This window comes from Pandoraea apista, from assembly GCF_001465595.2.
Taxonomy (GTDB): domain Bacteria; phylum Pseudomonadota; class Gammaproteobacteria; order Burkholderiales; family Burkholderiaceae; genus Pandoraea; species Pandoraea apista.
Window position 1 is genome coordinate 5,099,460 of the sequence record NZ_CP013481.2, and the last position, 16,897, is coordinate 5,116,356.

Sequence of the window (16,897 nt, forward strand, 5' to 3'; positions counted from 1 at the left end):
GGGCCGGTCCGGCATCCGCGCCCCCTTGGTCGATCGCATTTGCCATCCTGCTGGTCGCCAATCTCGCCACGCCGGCGTGCGGCCGTATCTCGCGGAGCCCGCTTCGTTCAGACGGCTGCGATGACTCCAGAACACCCTGTTTCCGGTGGCCCACCGCACGCGCGATGCCGGAACGCCATGCGTCCGAGGTCAAAATCGCGGGAGCCCCGGTACCCGACGACGTGATCGTTACGCCCGTGGAACGTGGCTCGCCGATCAAGACCGACTACTCCGTTCAGGAAGTCGTGAAAGCCGTGTCCTCGGCCGGCGCCCCGTTCCGCTCTCTGAGCGAATCGGTGCACAACGCTTACGAGGTACTGAGCGCAAGCACCGTCAGTCCAAACGCACGCGAGAGCGTACGGACAAGTTCCGATACGCTGGACTTCGTGACAGGACTGGTGCCGCATGTGTGGCTGACACGCCTGCCCGGTTATCTTGCGAGCGTCATCGGCGACGAACTGGAGGGCAAGCCGTTCGATCCCGAAAAGCTGAGCGGCATACTGCAATTCGGCGATCCGCGCAGTGTTGGGTCGGGCGCTCCGGTGCGCACCGGAGTACCCGCCCGGCCCCGCATACCGTGGTTTGCACGTCCCACAGGCAACTCCCCGCAGACACGCGGCGTCGAACTGCCCGCAGTAGCGCCGCGTGCAGGGAATGCGCGCCCGAGAGCGTCAGACGCCGTCAGATCCTACGCCAGCGAAGGTATCGACACCGGGGAAGCCGTGCCGTCGGCGGCAAGACCCGCTTTTGGCAATGCGAAGGGTCCTGTGTTGACGAGCGGCCTGCACATCGTTGGCGAGCATGAATATCTACAAGGTTATGCGCAAACACTGACGGCAGAACAGCTTCCTGCGGGCGAGCCGTCGCGGGTGGTGATGGTCGATGGACAGCGCTACCTCAAAGGCGAAGCGGGCTACTACCGTGCGCAACGAGGCCTGAGCGCCGACCACTGGCTGGTCGACGCCCCCAAAGGCGGCGAGCGCCGAGCACAAGTGCCGGTGACATACGATATGAGCACAGGCGACTGGCAGGCGCATCCCCCGCTACGGCTTTGCGGCGGCGGGTGCGGCTCAAGCAAGCCAATTTATCCGCCGGACAGCATCGCCGGCAGCCTGAGCGATATTTCCAGCGCGATACGCCATGTCCCCAATGAAAGTGCACAGGGCGCGATTCAAAACGCGTTTATCGAACTGAGCGAAATGCACCTGCGACGGGCCAATCGGCCCGATCTGCAATCGATTCGAGACAATTCCATCGTGAACCACCGGACATTGCTAAGCCGCGCCATGAGCCGCCGGATCGACCCGCGTTCGCCATTGATCAAGCAACAACGCGAAGCATCCGCGATCACGGCGATTTATTACGAGTGGAAAGGCTCCGCCGAGGCTTTCTGTCAGGAAAACGCCGAGATTCTCTTCAATGCGCTGCTCCAGAACGGCGTATCGAAAAACCAGATTCGCATGATCACCATCAAGCCACGAAATCGTTCGCCTCACGTTATGGTTCTTTATACGGAGTCCGAACATTTTATCGAACTACTGGATCGATCCACGCCACTGGAACCGAATCCGGCCCATCGCGATGGCATCAGCCACGAACTCTTTCGGGAGGCGATTTACCTTACACGCCGATCGACCGTGCTTCTCGATCCGTGGAGCACCACAAAGGCCATCTCGTTCGCCACCGCAACCAGCCATATCGACGCAGAGCGCATTATCAATAACGCGCTGACCGACATCGGGCAAGTGCCGGGAAACAAGTACGTAGTTTCCGTCACGCGCCCACTCGGCACTCAACGGGGCACGCCGGGGGAATGGGTCAATTCGCTGAACTCGGACAGCGCGTCGAGTCAGTCGGCAACGAGCCCGATTAGCCAGGGTGGCAGCATGACGTCGCCTGATATGCCGCCATCGCCACCGGCGCAAGGCGCGTTGCCGGACTAACGCCGCGCATTGCCCATGCGGCCGACGCGACACTCGCGTCGGCGCCCCCGGTCAAACCGCCATCAGTATATGTACACGCCGCGTCCGGTCTTTCTGCCGAGGTATCCGGCAGCAACCATTTCCTTGAGCAGCGGGCACGGACGATACTTCGAGTCAGCAAACTCTTCGTAGTACACATTCATCACCGACAGGCAGACATCCAGACCGATCATGTCGGCCAGCGCGAGCGGCCCGATCGGGTGATTGCAGCCGAGCTTCATCCCTTCGTCGATCTCTTCGGGAGACGCGAGATTCTCCGCCAGCACGAAGAATGCCTCGTTGATCATCGGCACCAGAATGCGGTTGACGACGAAGCCCGGCGCGTTCTTCACCGTGATCGGCGACTTGCCGAGCTGGCGCGCGAGCGCATCGACACGCGCATGCGTCTCGTCGCTCGTTTGCAGACCGCGAATGATTTCCACCAGCGCCATGAGCGGCACCGGATTGAAGAAGTGCATGCCGATGAACTGCTCGGGTCTGGCGACCACCGCAGCGAGCTTGGTAATCGAGATCGACGACGTGTTCGACGCGAGAATCGCATCGTCCTTCGCCACGCCTTCGAGCTGCTTGAGGATCTTGACCTTCAGATCGAAGTTCTCGGTGGCCGCTTCGATCACGATGTCGGCCTTGGCGAGTGCAGCGTAATCGGTCGCCGTGGTAATGCGCGCGAGCGCCGCCTCTTTGTCGGCGGGAGTGAGCTTGTCTTTCTTGATCAGGCGGTCGAGACTGCCCGCAATCGTCGCCACGCCCTTCTGCACGGCCGCATCACTGATGTCGACCATCGTCACCGGCAGCCCGGCCACCGCACACGCCTGTGCAATGCCGTTACCCATCGTGCCTGCGCCAATGATGCCTACGTGTTGAATCGTCATGTCGTCTCTGCTCCGTTTGTGCTGAAAGCTGGTAGGAATACCGTCTTGCGCGGTGCACAAATCATAGCGCGGACACGCCGGATCGGTGACACATGGAACCGCTGTGCGAAACGCTCGGACGGCGACGCACCGCGTTGTTGCATGTCCCGCACGTTCCGACTACTCCGGTAAACAGACAAAGGGGGCAAGCGCCCTCAACAAGCGTCTGCCCCCTTCGACGATCCTCCCCGGCGCGCATGTTTCCGGCATGCGCGCCGCGGAACATCAGAACTTCATGCGAACGCCACCACCGAAGGTATCGCCGCCCGACATCGAACTGACCTTGTCGTTCATGTAAGCCGCATAGATATCGGTGCGCTTCGACAGGTTGTAGTCGTAACCGAGCGCCCATGTCTTGCGGTTGACATTGCTCGTACCCGAGCTCTTCGTGTACGCGTACGACGCGAGCACGCTGCCGCCGCCCAGCGGCACGGACACACCGAGTTGGCCGCCGTTCTCCGACACGCCGCCGCCAGTGATGTTGTTGCGAATGTACTGATACTGACCGAAGAGCTTCACGACCTGCAGGTCATACGTCGCGCCCAGTTGCACGGCTTGCTGGCTGCGGAAACCTGCCATGCCCGCGAGATCGTCGGGCTGCGAGTCGAACTTCACCTGCTGATAGGCCAGGGTCGCGGCAAACGGACCGTTGAAGTACAGTGCCGACGCGCTCCACTTGTTCTGGCCGGTTTCCCCTGCCTTGTTGCCGAAGGCATACGACACGCTACCCGACAGGCCCTTGAATTTCGGCGTGGTGTACATCACGGCATTGCTCCAGCCGGAGTCGCCCACAATGCCCTGACCGGCCTGGCCAATGAACGTGTGGAACACCATCGGGCTGAAGGTGTACGAATCGACGAACGGGTTGAACAGAATCGTCGAGACGAAGTACGACGTGGTGAGACGACCGATCGTGACCGTACCGGCGGTGTCCGACGACAAGCCGACGTAGGCGTTACGCGAGAACATCGAGTCGCCCTGGAAGCGGCCGTACTGGCCGTTCTGCGGACGGAAGAAGTCTTCGAGCACGAACACGGCCTTCAGGCCGCCGCCAAGATCTTCGTTACCCTTCATGCCCCAGTACGACGTGGACATACCGCCACCGCCCTGCGTCCAGGCACGATCGCCGCCCGGGTTCTTGACCGCGCCCACCCAGGCGTCGACCTGACCGTACAGCGTGACGTTCGACTGCGCGAATGCCGGTGCGCTCATGCACGCGCCCAAAACGATTGCCCCGCCAATGCCCTTGGCCATGCTCCGCTTCATTGACTTCTCCTTGGTTTATGTATTTTGTGTGCCTGTTCCCGCCTTGCGCGGGCCCTGCTGGCGCCGGATGAAGCAGCGCCTCCCTGATAAACGGCCGTGATTCTCGCACAGCCCCGCCATGCGCAGAAAGGCCGGAACCGTACGAAAAAAGCACCACACAACGTGGCTGGGAAATGGTGGGGAGACAAAAATCGGCCGACCACCCGCGCCGCTATTAATCCCGGTATAACGAGATCGATATATCCCTTATATCAGCGGGTTAGCAAACACTCACATTCGCCATAATGTGCGGAATGAATAGGCGGGGGATAAGCGCGACCGGTAGACGCCATTGGGCGATATCAGCCGCATCCGATGTTGCACATGTGCAACATTCGGTGCATCGGGGAGCATGGGAGGAAAAAATGCGGCGCCAGGGCGGACAAATTGTCCGGGCACGTGATGTCGGGTACGGGAGACACCTCAGCGGGCGGGATGCCCGCCCGTTTGCGTTGACCGGCATCAGCACGCCATGTCGGCGGCTGATGCATGGTCGTCAGCGATTGCGACGGTTGCCCTCGCCACCCCGCGAGCCGCGCGGCGCGCCTTGCGGCGTGTACTGACGCTCTCGCGGTTCGGCCGGTGCCGCCCAGTTCGGATAGGCCGACTGGCCACGGCCGCGATCGGCATTGAAACGGCTGATGTCTTCGCGAAGCGACGCCTTGTTCACGTCCAGCACGTCGCGCCCACGGCCGCCGTCAGCCCAGGCAGGGTAGGCACACACAAGCAGCAACAGGAAACAGTAACGAAGTCGGGCACGCATTTGGGTTCAGCCACGGCACCCGGCCCTGAGTGGGGCCGGTTGGCACGGGACGCATGGGCACTTGCGGGTTGCACGCGCGCCATACGCCTCAAGAATGACTGTACCGGGTCAGCCGAACGAGCGTCGACCGAAAAAGTGTTAATGCCTGACGTGGTCTGCAACCGTTTGTAACTGCCGCCACAGGCTCATGCGAGACACGCTGCAACATCATATCCGTCTGGGCTTGGCGAGGCGTTGACGCCGACTGACCGGCGCCGCTTGCGCTGTCAATGTCGGCGAACGCAACACTCGCCTTACTTCTCGACTTGTTTCTCGACAGACAGCGAAATCTCGCGCAACCGCTCGCCGCGCGGTGTAACCAGATCCTGCGCCGTGACGGTGAAGTTGACCGGACGCGCGTACTTCTTGCTCGCGCTCTGCCATTCGGCGGGCAGGCCGGCCGGGTTCGTCGTCGTGGTGCGCAGCGTGGTCACGCCACGGGTGCAACGCGACACCTGCGTGGCGAAAGACTGCGCCTGATTACGCAGATCCATCGGCGTGATCTTCTGGTAATCCCAGATGCACTCGTAGGTCGGCGCGAGGCCCGTAGCCCGGAACACCTTGCAGTCACCGCCCGGCACCGAATAGGTAGCCTGATAGCTTTCGCCTCGCTCGTTCTTGGCCGCGAGCGGGCCGGTAATATCTTCAAAACCGTTCTGCGCGCTCTTGGCCAGCAGGAGGATGCCCTCACACTGGTCGGCGGCGAAGGCCGACTGCGCTGCGCAAAGGCAAGCCAGCAAGGCCCATCGTTGTAGTGAATTCGTTGCCATCGTTGGAATGTTTTGACTAAGTGCGGTGGCGTGCATCGTGGTTGCCGTGCAGGGCTGTTACCCCCTGCGATATCCGCCATGAATGGTGCCATTAGAACGCAAAGTCGGCACTGACGAAACCATGGTCACAGGGGAAATCGTGCGCCAATTCGAGTGCTTGAACGCCCGATAGTTCTCGCGCGACGTACGCTCATCCAAAAGGCCGATTCACGAGAGCTTCGGGCGACCTATACTGAAGTCGCAGTGAAACTGCATGGGCACGGCCGGGAACCGATGGTGGTTCAGTGCATGACGGCAATACCCCCAGGCGCCAAGTCTGCTTGGCCCTTACCATGCCGCGCCGGTACACGCGGCTGGCGATGCCCCGATGGGGCCTCAACCGGCGGCAAAGTCCGCCGGTTTCCATTTGTCCCTCTCATCGAGACAGACCTGCCCCGCCTACGCCGGATTCGCTCGACACCTCATGCCGACGGATTAAGCGAAAGTGCTGATTTCGCACGCGGCATCGCTCTGCAACTATCAAGACACAAGATCAATATTTGCCGGGCACTCACTTTCGGGAAGTCAACGGAGTGTTTGTGGATACGTGTACGTTGTCAGCAGTGCATTGCTCGCAATGCGCTCGCGTTGTTATGCGTCATGCAGGGTGAACCATGGGACACCCTACCCCTCCCGGCGGTCTTCGTCCCGAGCGTTCCGGCAACGGCAAGACACACGATGCGACGCGTCTCATGCGGCACGTTCGCGGACACGGCGGCACGCTCGCGCACGTGCTCGGCGCCGTGGGCAAGTTCCGCTTTCGCCACGGCCACTGGCCCCAGCAGTTATATCTCTATCCCGAAACGCTCGCCGCGCTCGTACAGGAGCTCACGCCGCTGGGCTTCTACGGGTTTCAGCAACGGCTCGACCTCGTTGCCGATCTCGAGCGCGATCTGTTCTGTGTCGACAACAGCGGCAATGTGTCGATCTACCGCATTCAGGCGGCGTCCGATCCCGCAAGCATCGAGGCGGCAGCGGTCTGGCTGGGCCTGTTATCGATAGGCGGAGAGAAGTCATGATGAACCGACTCGCGATCGTTCTGGATGGTCTGATGCTGCTTTACCTTGCCGCAGCAACCGTGGTCGGCGTGCAATCGAGCGCGGCCGACGGCCATGAGTTGCTCGCCAGTGTGCTCGGCGTGTTGGTCGCGCTATGCGTGCTGGCGCTGCTGGCTGCCCCGTTCTATGTCTCGTTCGTGGTGCTGGTCACGCAATCCGAGCGGCACCTTCGGCTCGCGTCGTGGCTGCACCGGGCGATGCTCACCCTCATGATCGGGCTGACGCTCATTTCGATGCTCGCACGCGACACCATCGAGGTGTCGGCGCCCCTCTTCGTGCTGGTCGCCGTGGTGTGTGTCGTCAATCTTGTCGCGCTCTCACGACGGCGCGTGCACTTCGAAGCGTTTCATCTGTTCGAGCATTGATGAACGGCCCGGCCACGCGCCGATTTGCGAGCGTTGCACGGGCGATGCTAGACTTCGCGGCATGAATCGCTGGCGAAAGCTTCTCGTGTTGTGGCTGTTGTGCGTCACCATGCCGTTGCAGGCCATGGCCGCACTGCGTGCGCATTGCGCGCCGGAAACGCCGGGACAAATCGTGATCGCCACGACCGCCGCGACTGACGCCAGCGTCATGCATCACACAACGATGATCGGCGGACAAGACGATGCCGCGCCGGGCATGCACCGCCATGACGGCGCCTCCACGCGCGACGCGACGCCGTTGCCGGTGGCGCATCAAGACACGTCGATGAACCCCGCCGCATCGGATACCTCGCACAGTCATCACGCCAGTTGTTCAGCGTGCGCCGCGTGCGTTGTCTGCACGGCACTCCCGCCAAGCGTCGTCATTCGTATGCCTGACGCCCAGCCGTCCACCGCTATTCCCTTCTTGCGCACGTCAGTCGCCAGCGCTGTTGTCGGCGTGCCTGAGCGTCCCCCGAAAGCCCTCGCCGTCTGACGGTCCGGCGTCCGTCTATCGACGGCGGCATCGCGCTGATGCCGCCTCGTTCCCGGCCGCTCGCAAACCGTCTTCGTTCTCCATCGGACTGACTTTCCGCACGATGTCGTGAACGACCTACATTGGCCGGTCGTTCACGCCGTGGCTGCGAATCCGTCTGCCAGTTGAACACGCGACGCAGGTGTGCCGCGCGCATTGGATGCGCGGCCACGGCATCGCCAGATTGACGAGCCTTTCGATGATGTTTCTTTCTCCAAGACGGCACACGTGGATCGTGCCGGTCGCGCTCTCGCTGTGGGGCGCGTGGTCTGCGCCGGCCAGTGGCGCGACGAGTCCACCGGCACCGCCCGCTCACAATGCTCACGATGCCCATGACGGGCGCACCAACGTGACCGGTTTCGACGATCCCGCTGCGCCGGATGCACCGGCAGGGCCACCCCCCGTCGGCGTGCTCCGCGACTTCTCCCGACCTGCGTTGTCCGTTCCCGCAGACGATTGGCGCAAGGTGAATGCCAGTGTCTCCGCAATGCCGGATGCGCCGGGTGCGCCCGGCTTCACGGGAATGTCAGGCAATCGCCACGACATGGGCAGCAAGAATGCGGTGCCGCCAACCGGACATGACGGGCACGCCGGACACGGCACGAAGGGAGACGCGCAATGACGGTCTCACTTTCGTTCCGCCATTCACTGCATTCGCCGATTACGCCGCTATCGACGGCTTCAACGCTTTCAACGATCACGTCGATCGCGCCAATTTCGTCCATCCATCAACGGATCGCGTCCACCGCGGCGCGACTGCGCCAACACCATCGCACGCCATTGATCGTGGCCGCTCTCGCCATGCTCACCCTGTCGGGATGTGCGACGTTCAGCCCCGACGGCGGCTTCGGCCCGGTCGCGCAAGCGACGCAGCAACACCTCGGCGAGCCGGCCGTCTGGGCACGTGACGACGCCGCGGCGCAAGACCTTGCGAAGGCGCGCGACGACTTGCTTGCGCGCCCGCTGGACATCGATAACGCCGTGCGTCTCACCTTGCTCAACCATCGCGGTTTGCAAGCCACCTACGCGGAACTCGGTATCGCCGAAGCCTCTCTGGTGCAAGCCGGACGCCTGCCCAATCCGCGCCTCTCGTTCCAGCGCGTGCAGGGCGGCGGTGATATCGGCATCGAGCGCACATGGGGGCTCGACTTCGTTCGTGTGCTCACGCTGCCACTCGCCTCGCGCATTGAAGCGCGCCGCTTTGCGCAGGTGCAGGCGCAAGTGACGCAAGCGGTCATCGAACAGGCCACGCTCACGCGTCGCGCGTGGATCGAAGCCGTTGCCGCGCAGGAGCGGGTGCAGATTCTCGAACAGACGAGTCTTGCAATGCAGGCCGCCAGCGAACTCGCCGACGGTATGGCGCGGGCGGGCAACTTCAGCGCAATGCGTCGTACACAGGAGAATCTGGTCTACGCCGACACGGCGGCGCGCCTCGCGCGAGCGCGGGAGCAGGCGGGCGCGGCGCGCGAACAACTTGCACGGCAAATGGGGCTGTGGGGCCGGCAACTGACCTTCACGCTGCCTGCGCGTTTGCCCGCGCTTGCGCGCACTCGGCCAGCGTGGCCCGATGCCGAAGCGCAAGCGTTGCGTGAGCGTGCCGACATTCGTGCCGCCCGCGCTGCGCTCGACAGCACGGCGAGCGATCTGGGACTCACGCGCGTCACGCGTTTCGTCAACGTGCTCGATATCGCCTATCGCAGCAACAGTGCAACGGGTTCGCCCAACGAGCGCGGTTACGAAATCTCGCTGGAGGTGCCGCTCTTCGACTGGGGTACGGCGCGCGTGGCCGGTGCCGAAGCGCGCTATCGACAGCGCATCGACCGCCTTGCGGACACTGCGGTCGCGGCGCGCGCCGACGTGCGTACGCGTCGGGCCCGGGCACTCGCTGCCTGGGATATTGCCGAGCACTACCGCGTGACGATTCTGCCGATGCGCCAGCGCGTCTCCGACGAATGGCTGCTGCGCTACAACGGCATGCTCGCCAGCGTCTTCGACCTGTTGACCGACGCTCGCGAGCAGCGCGACACGGTGCTCGCCTACATCGACGCCAAAGCCGATTTCTGGTTGGCCGACGCGTCGTTTCGCGAGAGTCTGGGAGGCGGAGAACCCGATACCGCCAACCCCGCCAACGCGACCGCGACAACCGGCGCGGTGCCCGCAGCCACGCAAGGCACGGCTTCACCGGCTGTCCCGGCCGCACTCCCCTCGCAACCTTTCTCTCCCCACCAACACGGAGGTGGCGCATGACTTCGCGCCGACGATTCCTGCGTAACGCGAGCCTCGCCGTCATGGGTGCAACGGCCGTCGAGCGCAGCAGCCTGGCCGCCCTGCCCGACGCGCCCACGCGTAGCGACGCCAGCACCGCCAAACCGCACTCGCCGCCCAATGGCCGGCCGTATCGCCCTGTCGTCACGCTCAACGGCTGGACACTGCCGTGGCGCATGCGCAATGGCGTGAAGGAGTTTCACCTGATCGCCGAGCCGGTCGTGCGCGAGATTGCGCCGGGCATGCAGGCGAATCTGTGGGGCTATAACGGGCAGAGTCCCGGCCCGACCATCGAGGTCGTAGAGGGCGATCGTGTTCGCCTGTACGTGACGAACCGTCTGCCCGAGGCAACGAGCGTGCATTGGCATGGCCAGCGCCTGCCCAACGGCATGGACGGTGTAGCCGGCCTGAACCAGCGTGCCATCGCACCGGGCCAGACTTACGTCTACGAGTTCGAAGCCCGGCGCCCCGGCACGTTCATGTATCACCCGCATGCCGACGAGATGATGCAGATGGCAATGGGACTGATGGGCTTCTGGGTCACGCACCCGAAAGACCCAGCGTTCGCGCCGGTCGATCGCGACTACGTGTTCCTCATCAACGCCTATGCCATCGATCCCGGCAGCCGCACGCCGCGCGTCAACGAGATGACGGACTTCAACCTGTGGACATGGAACAGCCGCGCGTTTCCGGGCATCGATCCGTTGGTGGCCCGTCAGGGCGACCGGGTGCGCATTCGGATCGGCAACCTCACGATGACGAATCACCCGATCCATCTGCACGGTCACGAGTTCAAGGTGACCGGCACCGATGGCGGTTGGGTGCCGCCCACCGCGCAGTGGCCGGAAGTGACAACCGACATTGCCGTGGGACAGATGCGCGCGATCGAGTTCGATGCCACCGAGCCCGGTGACTGGGCTTTCCACTGCCACAAGTCGCATCACACCATGAACCCGATGGGGCACGAGGTGCCGACCATGTTAGGCGTGAATCAGCGCGAGATTGCCACCAAAATCGCCCGCATCATTCCCGACTACATGGCGATGGGCGAAACCGGCGCGTCGATGAACGGCATGGAAATGCCATTGCCGGAGAACACCTTGCCGATGATGACCGGCACCGGCCCGTACGGCCCCATCGAAATGGGCGGCATGTTCACCACCCTGAAAGTGCGGCAGGGCCTGCCGCGCGACAGTTACCGCGATCCCGGCGGGTATCGCGCGCCGCGGGGCTCTGTTGCCAGTCCGTGGCAAGGCAGCACTTCAGCGTTACCCTCTACCCATCGTCAGCCCGCCAACACGGGCAATACCGGAGTCAAATCATGATTCGTTCACCTACCCCGTCGCGCATCACCCGTGCCTTCGTCATGCCTGTCGTGTTGGGGGCTGTCTCGCTGGCGTTCGCTGCTCCGGCATTCGCCGACGATCCGCACGCCATGCACATGCCGCACAGTCACGGCGGCGCGGCCGCCGCCATTGGCGAGCCCGGCGAGGAGGCCCAGGCCACCCGGACCGTCGACGTCGACATGCGCGACACCATGCGCTTCTCGCCCGCCACACTCACCGTGCGGCGCGGCGACACGGTGCGCTTTGTCGTTACCAACAGCGGCAAGATCCGTCACGAAATGATGCTGGGCACGGCAGCCTCGCTCGCCGAGCACGCCAGGATGATGCAGCAGATGCCCGGCATGTCCCACGCCGAACCCAATGCCGTCACGGTGGAACCCGGCGAACGCAAGACGCTCGTGTGGCACTTCACCCAGCCGGGAACGGTGGAATTCGCGTGTCTCGAACCGGGGCATTTCGAAGCCGGCATGCGAGGCGTGGTGAACGTGCGCTGATCGCAGCGCAACGGCGGTGGGTCAGTCGCAGCGCACCAGCCCACCGCTGAGCGCTTCGGTCGCATCAGCTTCGAATGCCTCCACGTCGCGCATCTTGAGTCGCAGCCGGAGCGTGACAGCATCGTCATATGCGGCGTCGAGGACTTCGGCGGCATGACGCTCCGCAAGACGGCGCAGCATGGCCTCGTGCGCAAAAGTGCAGCGGTAACGCGGCTCCGTCGTCGGTTCGACGGCGGTGAGCGTTGCGAGCTTCAGCGCTTCGCTCACCGCCTGTCCGTAGGCCCGGGTCAGTCCGCCTGCACCGAGTTTGATGCCGCCGTAATACCGCACGACAACCGCCAGCACGTTTGCCAGCCCCTTGTGCATGAGGACGTTGTACATCGGCTTGGCCGCCGTGCCGCCCGGCTCGCCATCGTCGTCGAAGCCCGAGGCGCCCTCGCACAACAGCACCCAGCAGTAATGGGTGGCGTTGGGATAACGCACACGTAGCGCGTCGAGTTCGCGCATCGCGGCCTCTCGTGAGGCCACAGGCGTGACAATGCCGATAAACCGGCTCTTCTTGATATCCAGCTCGGTCTCGACCGGTGCTGCCAACGCATACATACGGCTGCTGTCCCCCGCGCGCCTTACAGGCGCACCTCGCCGCGCGCGAGTTCGATGACGTTGCCGCCCACGCGAATCTCGCGGTTTGCCGTGACCTCGAGCGTCAGACGGCACGGCCGCTCAATGGCGTCGCCCTGCCTCACGCGGGCACGCACCGGCAGTGGGAAACCCTGCCCGATCAGCCAGCCGCCCAGGTTGGCACATGCCGAACCGGTGCCCGGGTCCTCGCTCACCCCGCCGCCCTGCGTCGTGAAGAAGTAGCGCGCCGTCACTTCCAGTTCGCCGTCCTTCGCGCTATCGATGGAAAACACGTAACCCGTCTTGCGCTCAAGGCTCGAAAGCGGCCACCGTTCCAGTCGCGCGCTATCGGGCTGGGCCCGCGCAACGGCGTCGGCATTACGCAGCGGAATCAGCAGTTGATCGGCGCCGGTGTCGACCCATTGCGGCGATTGCGCAAGGTCGTCGCGGCTCAGTCGCACCAGTGCGGCAATGTCGGCGTCCGCTTCGCTCGCCTTCTCGATCTTTGGCTCGCCCGACGACGGTGCGGTCAGCGTCCAGTGATCGCCATTGGCTTTGACCGGCACCCGCCCGGCGGCAAATTGCAGCGTTACGTCGTCGCCCAGGCCGCGCATTGCACGCAGCACATGCGCCGTGCCCAGCGTCGGGTGACCGGCAAAACGCATTTCGTAGCCCGGCGTGAAGATGCGCACATGCGCGTCGGCCGTCTCCGAGGGAAAAATGAAGGTCGTCTCCGACAGGTTGAACTGTCGCGCCAGTAACCGCATTTCGTCGTCGCTCAGACCTCGCCCGTCTTCGAACACGCACAGCGGATTGCCGCCGAAAAGGGTTTCGGCGAAGACATTGACGATACGAAATGCATAGGTGCGGCTCATGACGAATCTCCAGTTAGGGGGTTTCTGACAGCGGCCCGGCCCTCTGACCTCGTAAGACAGGGTGCGCCATGCCGATTGCCATGCGGTTGCCGGTAAGACCTTTCGAAGGAAGGCACGTAGTCTCGCACATCGCGCCGCAGCACGCGCGCCAATGCCGGCGCTTTCGGCCTTTTGTACCCCGCACCATAAGAATCGTCCGTTGCCCCGCCGGACGGCTGACGATGGCCACCGCCCCTTATTGTCACATTTCAGGCGACAATAATTCACAATTCAGGTGGATTGTAGTTCTTCGTCAGGACTCTAAAATGAACTTCATCGAGGCCAATCCAGCCTCCCAACGAAACGATGAAGACACAGGAGCCCATCATGCTGGACATCAGAAAAGCTGCGGACCGAGGCGTTGCCGATCATGGCTGGCTCAGCTCGCGCCACACATTCTCGTTCGCGAATTACTACGATCCGAAGCAAGTCGGCTTTTCCGATCTGCTGGTGATTAACGACGACCGCGTGGCCCCGGCGCAGGGCTTCGGCAAGCACCCGCACCGCGACATGGAGATTTTTTCGTACGTGCTCGAAGGCGCGCTCGAACATAAGGACACCATGGGCACGGGCTCGGTGATCGAGCCGGGCGACGTGCAGTTGATGAGCGCCGGTCGCGGCGTGGCGCACAGCGAGTTCAACCACTCGCCCACCTCGCCGGTGCACTTCCTGCAAATCTGGATCGTGCCGAACCAGACGGGCATCGCGCCGGAATATCAGCAACAGCGCTTCGCGCCGGAAGAAAAGCGGGGTCGTCTGCGCCTGATCATATCGCCGGATGGCAGCGAGAACTCGCTGCATATCCATCAGGACGCCCGCGTGTACGCCGGCCTGTTCGACGGCGACGAATCGGCCACGCTCACGCTCGCGCCGAACCGCTACGCCTACGTGCACGTCGCACGCGGCAGCGTGAGTCTGAACGGTGTGACGCTGGGTGAAGGGGACGGAGTGCGCGTGCGTGACGAAACCGCGCTCACGCTCTCGCACGGCACTGACGCCGAAGTGCTCGTGTTCGATCTGCGTCCGGTAGAAACGCCCGACTTCTAAGGCGGGGCAGGCAGGCGCTACGTACGCTCAACGTTCCGATGCACGTAGCGCCCCGGGCGCGAATGTCCGCGCGAATATCCGCGCGGATACGGCCGGCACCTCACGGTGCCGGCCGCTTTTCTTTGTTCGACATTCATCGGCGAGCGCGTCAACGCAGTCCACACAGTCAACGTGGTCGACACGGTCAACGCAACCCGCGCCATCAACGCTCGCGCAGGGTGAGCGAGCAGGCGTCGCCACGCGCGTCGCGGCTGACCGTCACCCGCGACAATCCTTCGAGCGTTGGCGCCAGCGCACGCCAGATGAAGGCGCAGAGATTTTCCAGCGTGGCAGGACCGAGACCCGCCACATCGTCGAGCAACCGATGGTCGAGCCGCTCGCGCACACGGGTAAGTTCGGCATCGAGGCACGCGAGATCAAGCACCATGCCGCTCTCCCCCTGCGGATTGCCCGTTACTTCGACCGTCGCACGATAGCTGTGACCGTGGATACGGCGGCTGGCATCGATACTCGGCGGATCAATGTCGCGCCGGCTCAACGTGTGGGCCGCTTCGAACACGAAGCTGCGCGAGAGCGTGAACTGCGCCCGCGACGCTACAACAGCGAGGTTGCGAGTACTGCGTGGTGCCGTGCGCTTCAGCGCCCTCGCACGCACGCCGTGCGGCGAGTCCGCCCCCTCGCGGCTCATGCGATCTCGCCGGCCATTTCCAGTGGCAGCGCGTGCTCGGCGTCGCGCCACGCGCTATCGCCCTGCGACAGTTCGACGACGCTCAGCGCGCACGCGCGGAACGCACGCTCGATGGCATCGCGATCCGTGTTACGGCCGATGAACACCACTTCGTTGATGCGATCGCCCCACGGCGCCTCCCAATTCGCTTCGATGGCAGCGCGCTGCGGGTCGCCTTCAGGCGGCCACTGCGCCGGATCTGCGGCGGCCCACCAATGGCCCACGTGTTCGAGCGTTGCGGTATTGCCTGCGCGCGAGTAAGCCAGTGCCCAAGCCGGGCGGTTCGCGGCCCAGACATAGCCTTTGGCGCGAATCAGACCGTCGAATGGCATCGACATGAACGACGCGAAGCGTCCCGGATGCAACGGCTCGCGCTGACGCAGCACGAAGCTCGTCACACCATAGGTGTCGGCTTCGGAATCGTGCTCGCCCGCGAGCGCCTGCGCCCAACCCGCCATCTGTTCCGCACGGTCCGGATCGAAAAGCCCGGTGCCCAGCACTTGGGTCAGCGGCACCTGGCCGCGTTCACCCAACACAATGCGGGCCGACGGATTGAGGCCGGTGATCAGCGCCTTGACAGCGTCGAGCTGCGCTGCGTCGACACAATCGACCTTGCTCACCACAACAACATCGGCGAACTCGATTTGCTCGGTCAGCAGTTCCGCGAGACGCCGTTCGTCTTCCTCCCCGGCCACTTCGCCACGCTGAGCGAGCGTGTCGAGGCTGTGGAAGTCGTCGAGCACATGCAGCGCGTCGACGACCGTCACCATCGTGTCCAGACGAGCAACGTCAGCGAGCGACTGGCCGGACTCGTCGCGAAACTCGAACGTTGCCGCGACCGGCATCGGCTCGGCAATGCCCGTCGACTCGATGAGCAGGTAGTCGAAGCGGCCGTCCTGTGCGAGTTCGCGCACGGCAATGAGCAAATCCTCACGCAAGGTGCAGCAGATGCAACCGTTGCTCATCTCGACGAGACGCTCTTCCGTACGCGACAGCGCCGCGCCCGCGTTGGCCGCGCCGCGCTCCACGAAAGAGGCGTCGATGTTCACCTCGCTCATGTCGTTGACGAGCACGGCCACGCGCAGGCCCTCACGATTGCGCAGGACATGGTTGAGCAGCGTGGTTTTGCCTGCGCCCAGAAAACCGGAAAGCACGGTGACGGGCAGGCGGCGATCGGCGTCGCCGGAGTTCGCGAGAGGAAGTGTCATGACAGCAAAGTCCTGTGATCTTGTGGGGCGGGCAAGGCGTGCCGGGTGCGCGCAACGCCCCGAAGGATGCGCGCCGACGACACCCGCCCAGGAGGTACCGCCGCACCCGCCGCCTGGGATAGCCGGCGCGGCATGGCACATGCCTGACATAACGCTGCTGGCGCTCGCCGTGGAGGGAACCGGCTCGGCATCACGCGAGGGCGGGTGCGTCGGCGCGCATTCGTGGCGATGCCGGCCGTTCACCGGACACCGCGCGGCGCGAGACTCGCGACAGCGACACGGCGGCATCCACACCGACACTTCGCACCTGCATCACCGCGCATCGCTGCACCATTCGCAGCCGAATTAATGCAACCGAGTTGCAATATGGCGCGATGATACGGTGGACGCCGCAATTTTGCAACTCAGTTGCAAATCGCCGACAAACTGG

17 protein-coding genes are annotated in these 16,897 nt (G+C 63.7%); 9 read left to right on the forward strand and 8 right to left on the reverse strand.

What is annotated here, in order from left to right; all coding sequences use genetic code 11:
* The first annotated feature begins 164 nt into the window (after positions 1-164).
* The gene (locus AT395_RS23080; protein WP_048628553.1) at positions 165-1,982 is read left to right on the forward strand and encodes a hypothetical protein; all 1,818 of its coding nucleotides are present in this window, start codon (positions 165-167) and stop codon (positions 1,980-1,982) included.
* A 62-nt stretch (positions 1,983-2,044) separates the two neighbouring features.
* On the opposite strand, the gene AT395_RS23085 is transcribed toward AT395_RS23080, so the two are convergent.
* From AT395_RS23085 to AT395_RS23100, 4 genes are all read right to left on the reverse strand, one after another.
* Positions 2,045-2,893, reverse strand: coding sequence for a 3-hydroxybutyryl-CoA dehydrogenase (locus AT395_RS23085; protein ID WP_042114106.1), 849 nt, complete (start codon positions 2,891-2,893; stop codon positions 2,045-2,047).
* Positions 2,894-3,157: 264 nt separating this feature from the next.
* Entirely contained in the window at positions 3,158-4,198 is a 1,041-nt protein-coding gene (locus tag AT395_RS23090; protein WP_052765473.1) for a porin, read from the reverse strand.
* A 535-nt stretch (positions 4,199-4,733) separates the two neighbouring features.
* Positions 4,734-5,000, reverse strand: a complete 267-nt coding sequence (locus AT395_RS23095) for a hypothetical protein (protein WP_042114105.1) — start codon at positions 4,998-5,000, stop codon at positions 4,734-4,736.
* A gap of 293 nt (positions 5,001-5,293) precedes the next feature.
* Positions 5,294-5,809, reverse strand: coding sequence for a hypothetical protein (locus tag AT395_RS23100; RefSeq protein WP_124988533.1), 516 nt, complete (start codon positions 5,807-5,809; stop codon positions 5,294-5,296).
* A 653-nt stretch (positions 5,810-6,462) separates the two neighbouring features.
* Here AT395_RS23100 and AT395_RS23105 point away from each other — a divergent pair.
* The 7 genes from AT395_RS23105 (at position 6,463) to AT395_RS23135 (ending at position 11,950) form a co-directional block, all read left to right on the forward strand.
* Complete coding sequence (locus AT395_RS23105) at positions 6,463-6,867, forward strand: hypothetical protein (protein WP_125347384.1); 405 nt, start codon at positions 6,463-6,465, stop codon at positions 6,865-6,867.
* The gene (locus AT395_RS23110) at positions 6,864-7,271 is read left to right on the forward strand and encodes a hypothetical protein (RefSeq protein WP_042114102.1); all 408 of its coding nucleotides are present in this window, start codon (positions 6,864-6,866) and stop codon (positions 7,269-7,271) included. Before AT395_RS23105 ends, AT395_RS23110 begins: the two co-directional genes overlap by 4 nt.
* A gap of 61 nt (positions 7,272-7,332) precedes the next feature.
* Positions 7,333-7,806 (forward strand): hypothetical protein, encoded by a 474-nt coding sequence (locus AT395_RS23115; RefSeq protein ID WP_048628551.1) that lies wholly within the window; start codon positions 7,333-7,335, stop codon positions 7,804-7,806.
* 238 nt (positions 7,807-8,044) lie between these two features.
* A complete protein-coding gene (locus AT395_RS23120; protein ID WP_048628550.1) occupies positions 8,045-8,467 on the forward strand; it encodes a hypothetical protein in 423 nt (140 codons plus the stop codon).
* Entirely contained in the window at positions 8,464-10,092 is a 1,629-nt protein-coding gene (locus AT395_RS23125) for a TolC family protein (protein WP_231606099.1), read from the forward strand. The genes AT395_RS23120 and AT395_RS23125 overlap by 4 nt, the downstream gene beginning before the upstream one ends.
* Complete coding sequence (locus AT395_RS23130; RefSeq protein ID WP_042114097.1) at positions 10,089-11,435, forward strand: multicopper oxidase family protein; 1,347 nt, start codon at positions 10,089-10,091, stop codon at positions 11,433-11,435. Before AT395_RS23125 ends, AT395_RS23130 begins: the two co-directional genes overlap by 4 nt.
* Positions 11,432-11,950: a cupredoxin domain-containing protein gene (locus AT395_RS23135; RefSeq protein ID WP_231606098.1), complete on the forward strand. Its 519-nt coding sequence runs from the start codon at positions 11,432-11,434 to the stop codon at positions 11,948-11,950. Before AT395_RS23130 ends, AT395_RS23135 begins: the two co-directional genes overlap by 4 nt.
* A 21-nt stretch (positions 11,951-11,971) precedes the next feature.
* Here AT395_RS23135 and AT395_RS23140 read toward each other — a convergent pair whose 3' ends face one another.
* The gene (locus AT395_RS23140; protein WP_048628549.1) at positions 11,972-12,553 is read right to left on the reverse strand and encodes an IMPACT family protein; all 582 of its coding nucleotides are present in this window, start codon (positions 12,551-12,553) and stop codon (positions 11,972-11,974) included.
* A 23-nt stretch (positions 12,554-12,576) separates the two neighbouring features.
* Positions 12,577-13,446, reverse strand: a complete 870-nt coding sequence (locus AT395_RS23145) for a PhzF family phenazine biosynthesis protein (protein WP_048628548.1) — start codon at positions 13,444-13,446, stop codon at positions 12,577-12,579.
* A gap of 366 nt (positions 13,447-13,812) precedes the next feature.
* Here AT395_RS23145 and AT395_RS23150 point away from each other — a divergent pair, with 366 nt between their 5' ends.
* Complete coding sequence (locus tag AT395_RS23150) at positions 13,813-14,532, forward strand: pirin family protein (RefSeq protein ID WP_048628756.1); 720 nt, start codon at positions 13,813-13,815, stop codon at positions 14,530-14,532.
* Between the two features lie 202 nt (positions 14,533-14,734).
* Here the strand turns inward: AT395_RS23150 and AT395_RS23155 are convergent, their stop codons facing one another.
* The gene (locus tag AT395_RS23155; RefSeq protein WP_082117746.1) at positions 14,735-15,220 is read right to left on the reverse strand and encodes a 6-pyruvoyl trahydropterin synthase family protein; all 486 of its coding nucleotides are present in this window, start codon (positions 15,218-15,220) and stop codon (positions 14,735-14,737) included.
* Entirely contained in the window at positions 15,217-16,467 is a 1,251-nt protein-coding gene (locus tag AT395_RS23160; RefSeq protein ID WP_042114094.1) for a GTP-binding protein, read from the reverse strand. The genes AT395_RS23155 and AT395_RS23160 overlap by 4 nt, the downstream gene beginning before the upstream one ends.
* Positions 16,468-16,897 lie beyond the last annotated feature (430 nt).

What these genes read in the sequence shown, in the direction of transcription:
- AT395_RS23080 (WP_048628553.1), top strand. Translation starts at nt 165, where the DNA reads ATGCCGGAACGCCATGCGTCCGAGGTCAAAATCGCGGGAGCCCCGGTA.
- AT395_RS23085 (WP_042114106.1), bottom strand. Translation starts at nt 2,893, where the DNA reads ATGACGATTCAACACGTAGGCATCATTGGCGCAGGCACGATGGGTAAC.
- AT395_RS23090 (WP_052765473.1), bottom strand. Translation starts at nt 4,198, where the DNA reads ATGAAGCGGAGCATGGCCAAGGGCATTGGCGGGGCAATCGTTTTGGGC.
- AT395_RS23095 (WP_042114105.1), bottom strand. Translation starts at nt 5,000, where the DNA reads ATGCGTGCCCGACTTCGTTACTGTTTCCTGTTGCTGCTTGTGTGTGCC.
- AT395_RS23100 (WP_124988533.1), bottom strand. Translation starts at nt 5,809, where the DNA reads ATGGCAACGAATTCACTACAACGATGGGCCTTGCTGGCTTGCCTTTGC.
- AT395_RS23105 (WP_125347384.1), top strand. Translation starts at nt 6,463, where the DNA reads ATGGGACACCCTACCCCTCCCGGCGGTCTTCGTCCCGAGCGTTCCGGC.
- AT395_RS23110 (WP_042114102.1), top strand. Translation starts at nt 6,864, where the DNA reads ATGATGAACCGACTCGCGATCGTTCTGGATGGTCTGATGCTGCTTTAC.
- AT395_RS23115 (WP_048628551.1), top strand. Translation starts at nt 7,333, where the DNA reads ATGAATCGCTGGCGAAAGCTTCTCGTGTTGTGGCTGTTGTGCGTCACC.
- AT395_RS23120 (WP_048628550.1), top strand. Translation starts at nt 8,045, where the DNA reads ATGATGTTTCTTTCTCCAAGACGGCACACGTGGATCGTGCCGGTCGCG.
- AT395_RS23125 (WP_231606099.1), top strand. Translation starts at nt 8,464, where the DNA reads ATGACGGTCTCACTTTCGTTCCGCCATTCACTGCATTCGCCGATTACG.
- AT395_RS23130 (WP_042114097.1), top strand. Translation starts at nt 10,089, where the DNA reads ATGACTTCGCGCCGACGATTCCTGCGTAACGCGAGCCTCGCCGTCATG.
- AT395_RS23135 (WP_231606098.1), top strand. Translation starts at nt 11,432, where the DNA reads ATGATTCGTTCACCTACCCCGTCGCGCATCACCCGTGCCTTCGTCATG.
- AT395_RS23140 (WP_048628549.1), bottom strand. Translation starts at nt 12,553, where the DNA reads ATGTATGCGTTGGCAGCACCGGTCGAGACCGAGCTGGATATCAAGAAG.
- AT395_RS23145 (WP_048628548.1), bottom strand. Translation starts at nt 13,446, where the DNA reads ATGAGCCGCACCTATGCATTTCGTATCGTCAATGTCTTCGCCGAAACC.
- AT395_RS23150 (WP_048628756.1), top strand. Translation starts at nt 13,813, where the DNA reads ATGCTGGACATCAGAAAAGCTGCGGACCGAGGCGTTGCCGATCATGGC.
- AT395_RS23155 (WP_082117746.1), bottom strand. Translation starts at nt 15,220, where the DNA reads ATGAGCCGCGAGGGGGCGGACTCGCCGCACGGCGTGCGTGCGAGGGCG.
- AT395_RS23160 (WP_042114094.1), bottom strand. Translation starts at nt 16,467, where the DNA reads ATGACACTTCCTCTCGCGAACTCCGGCGACGCCGATCGCCGCCTGCCC.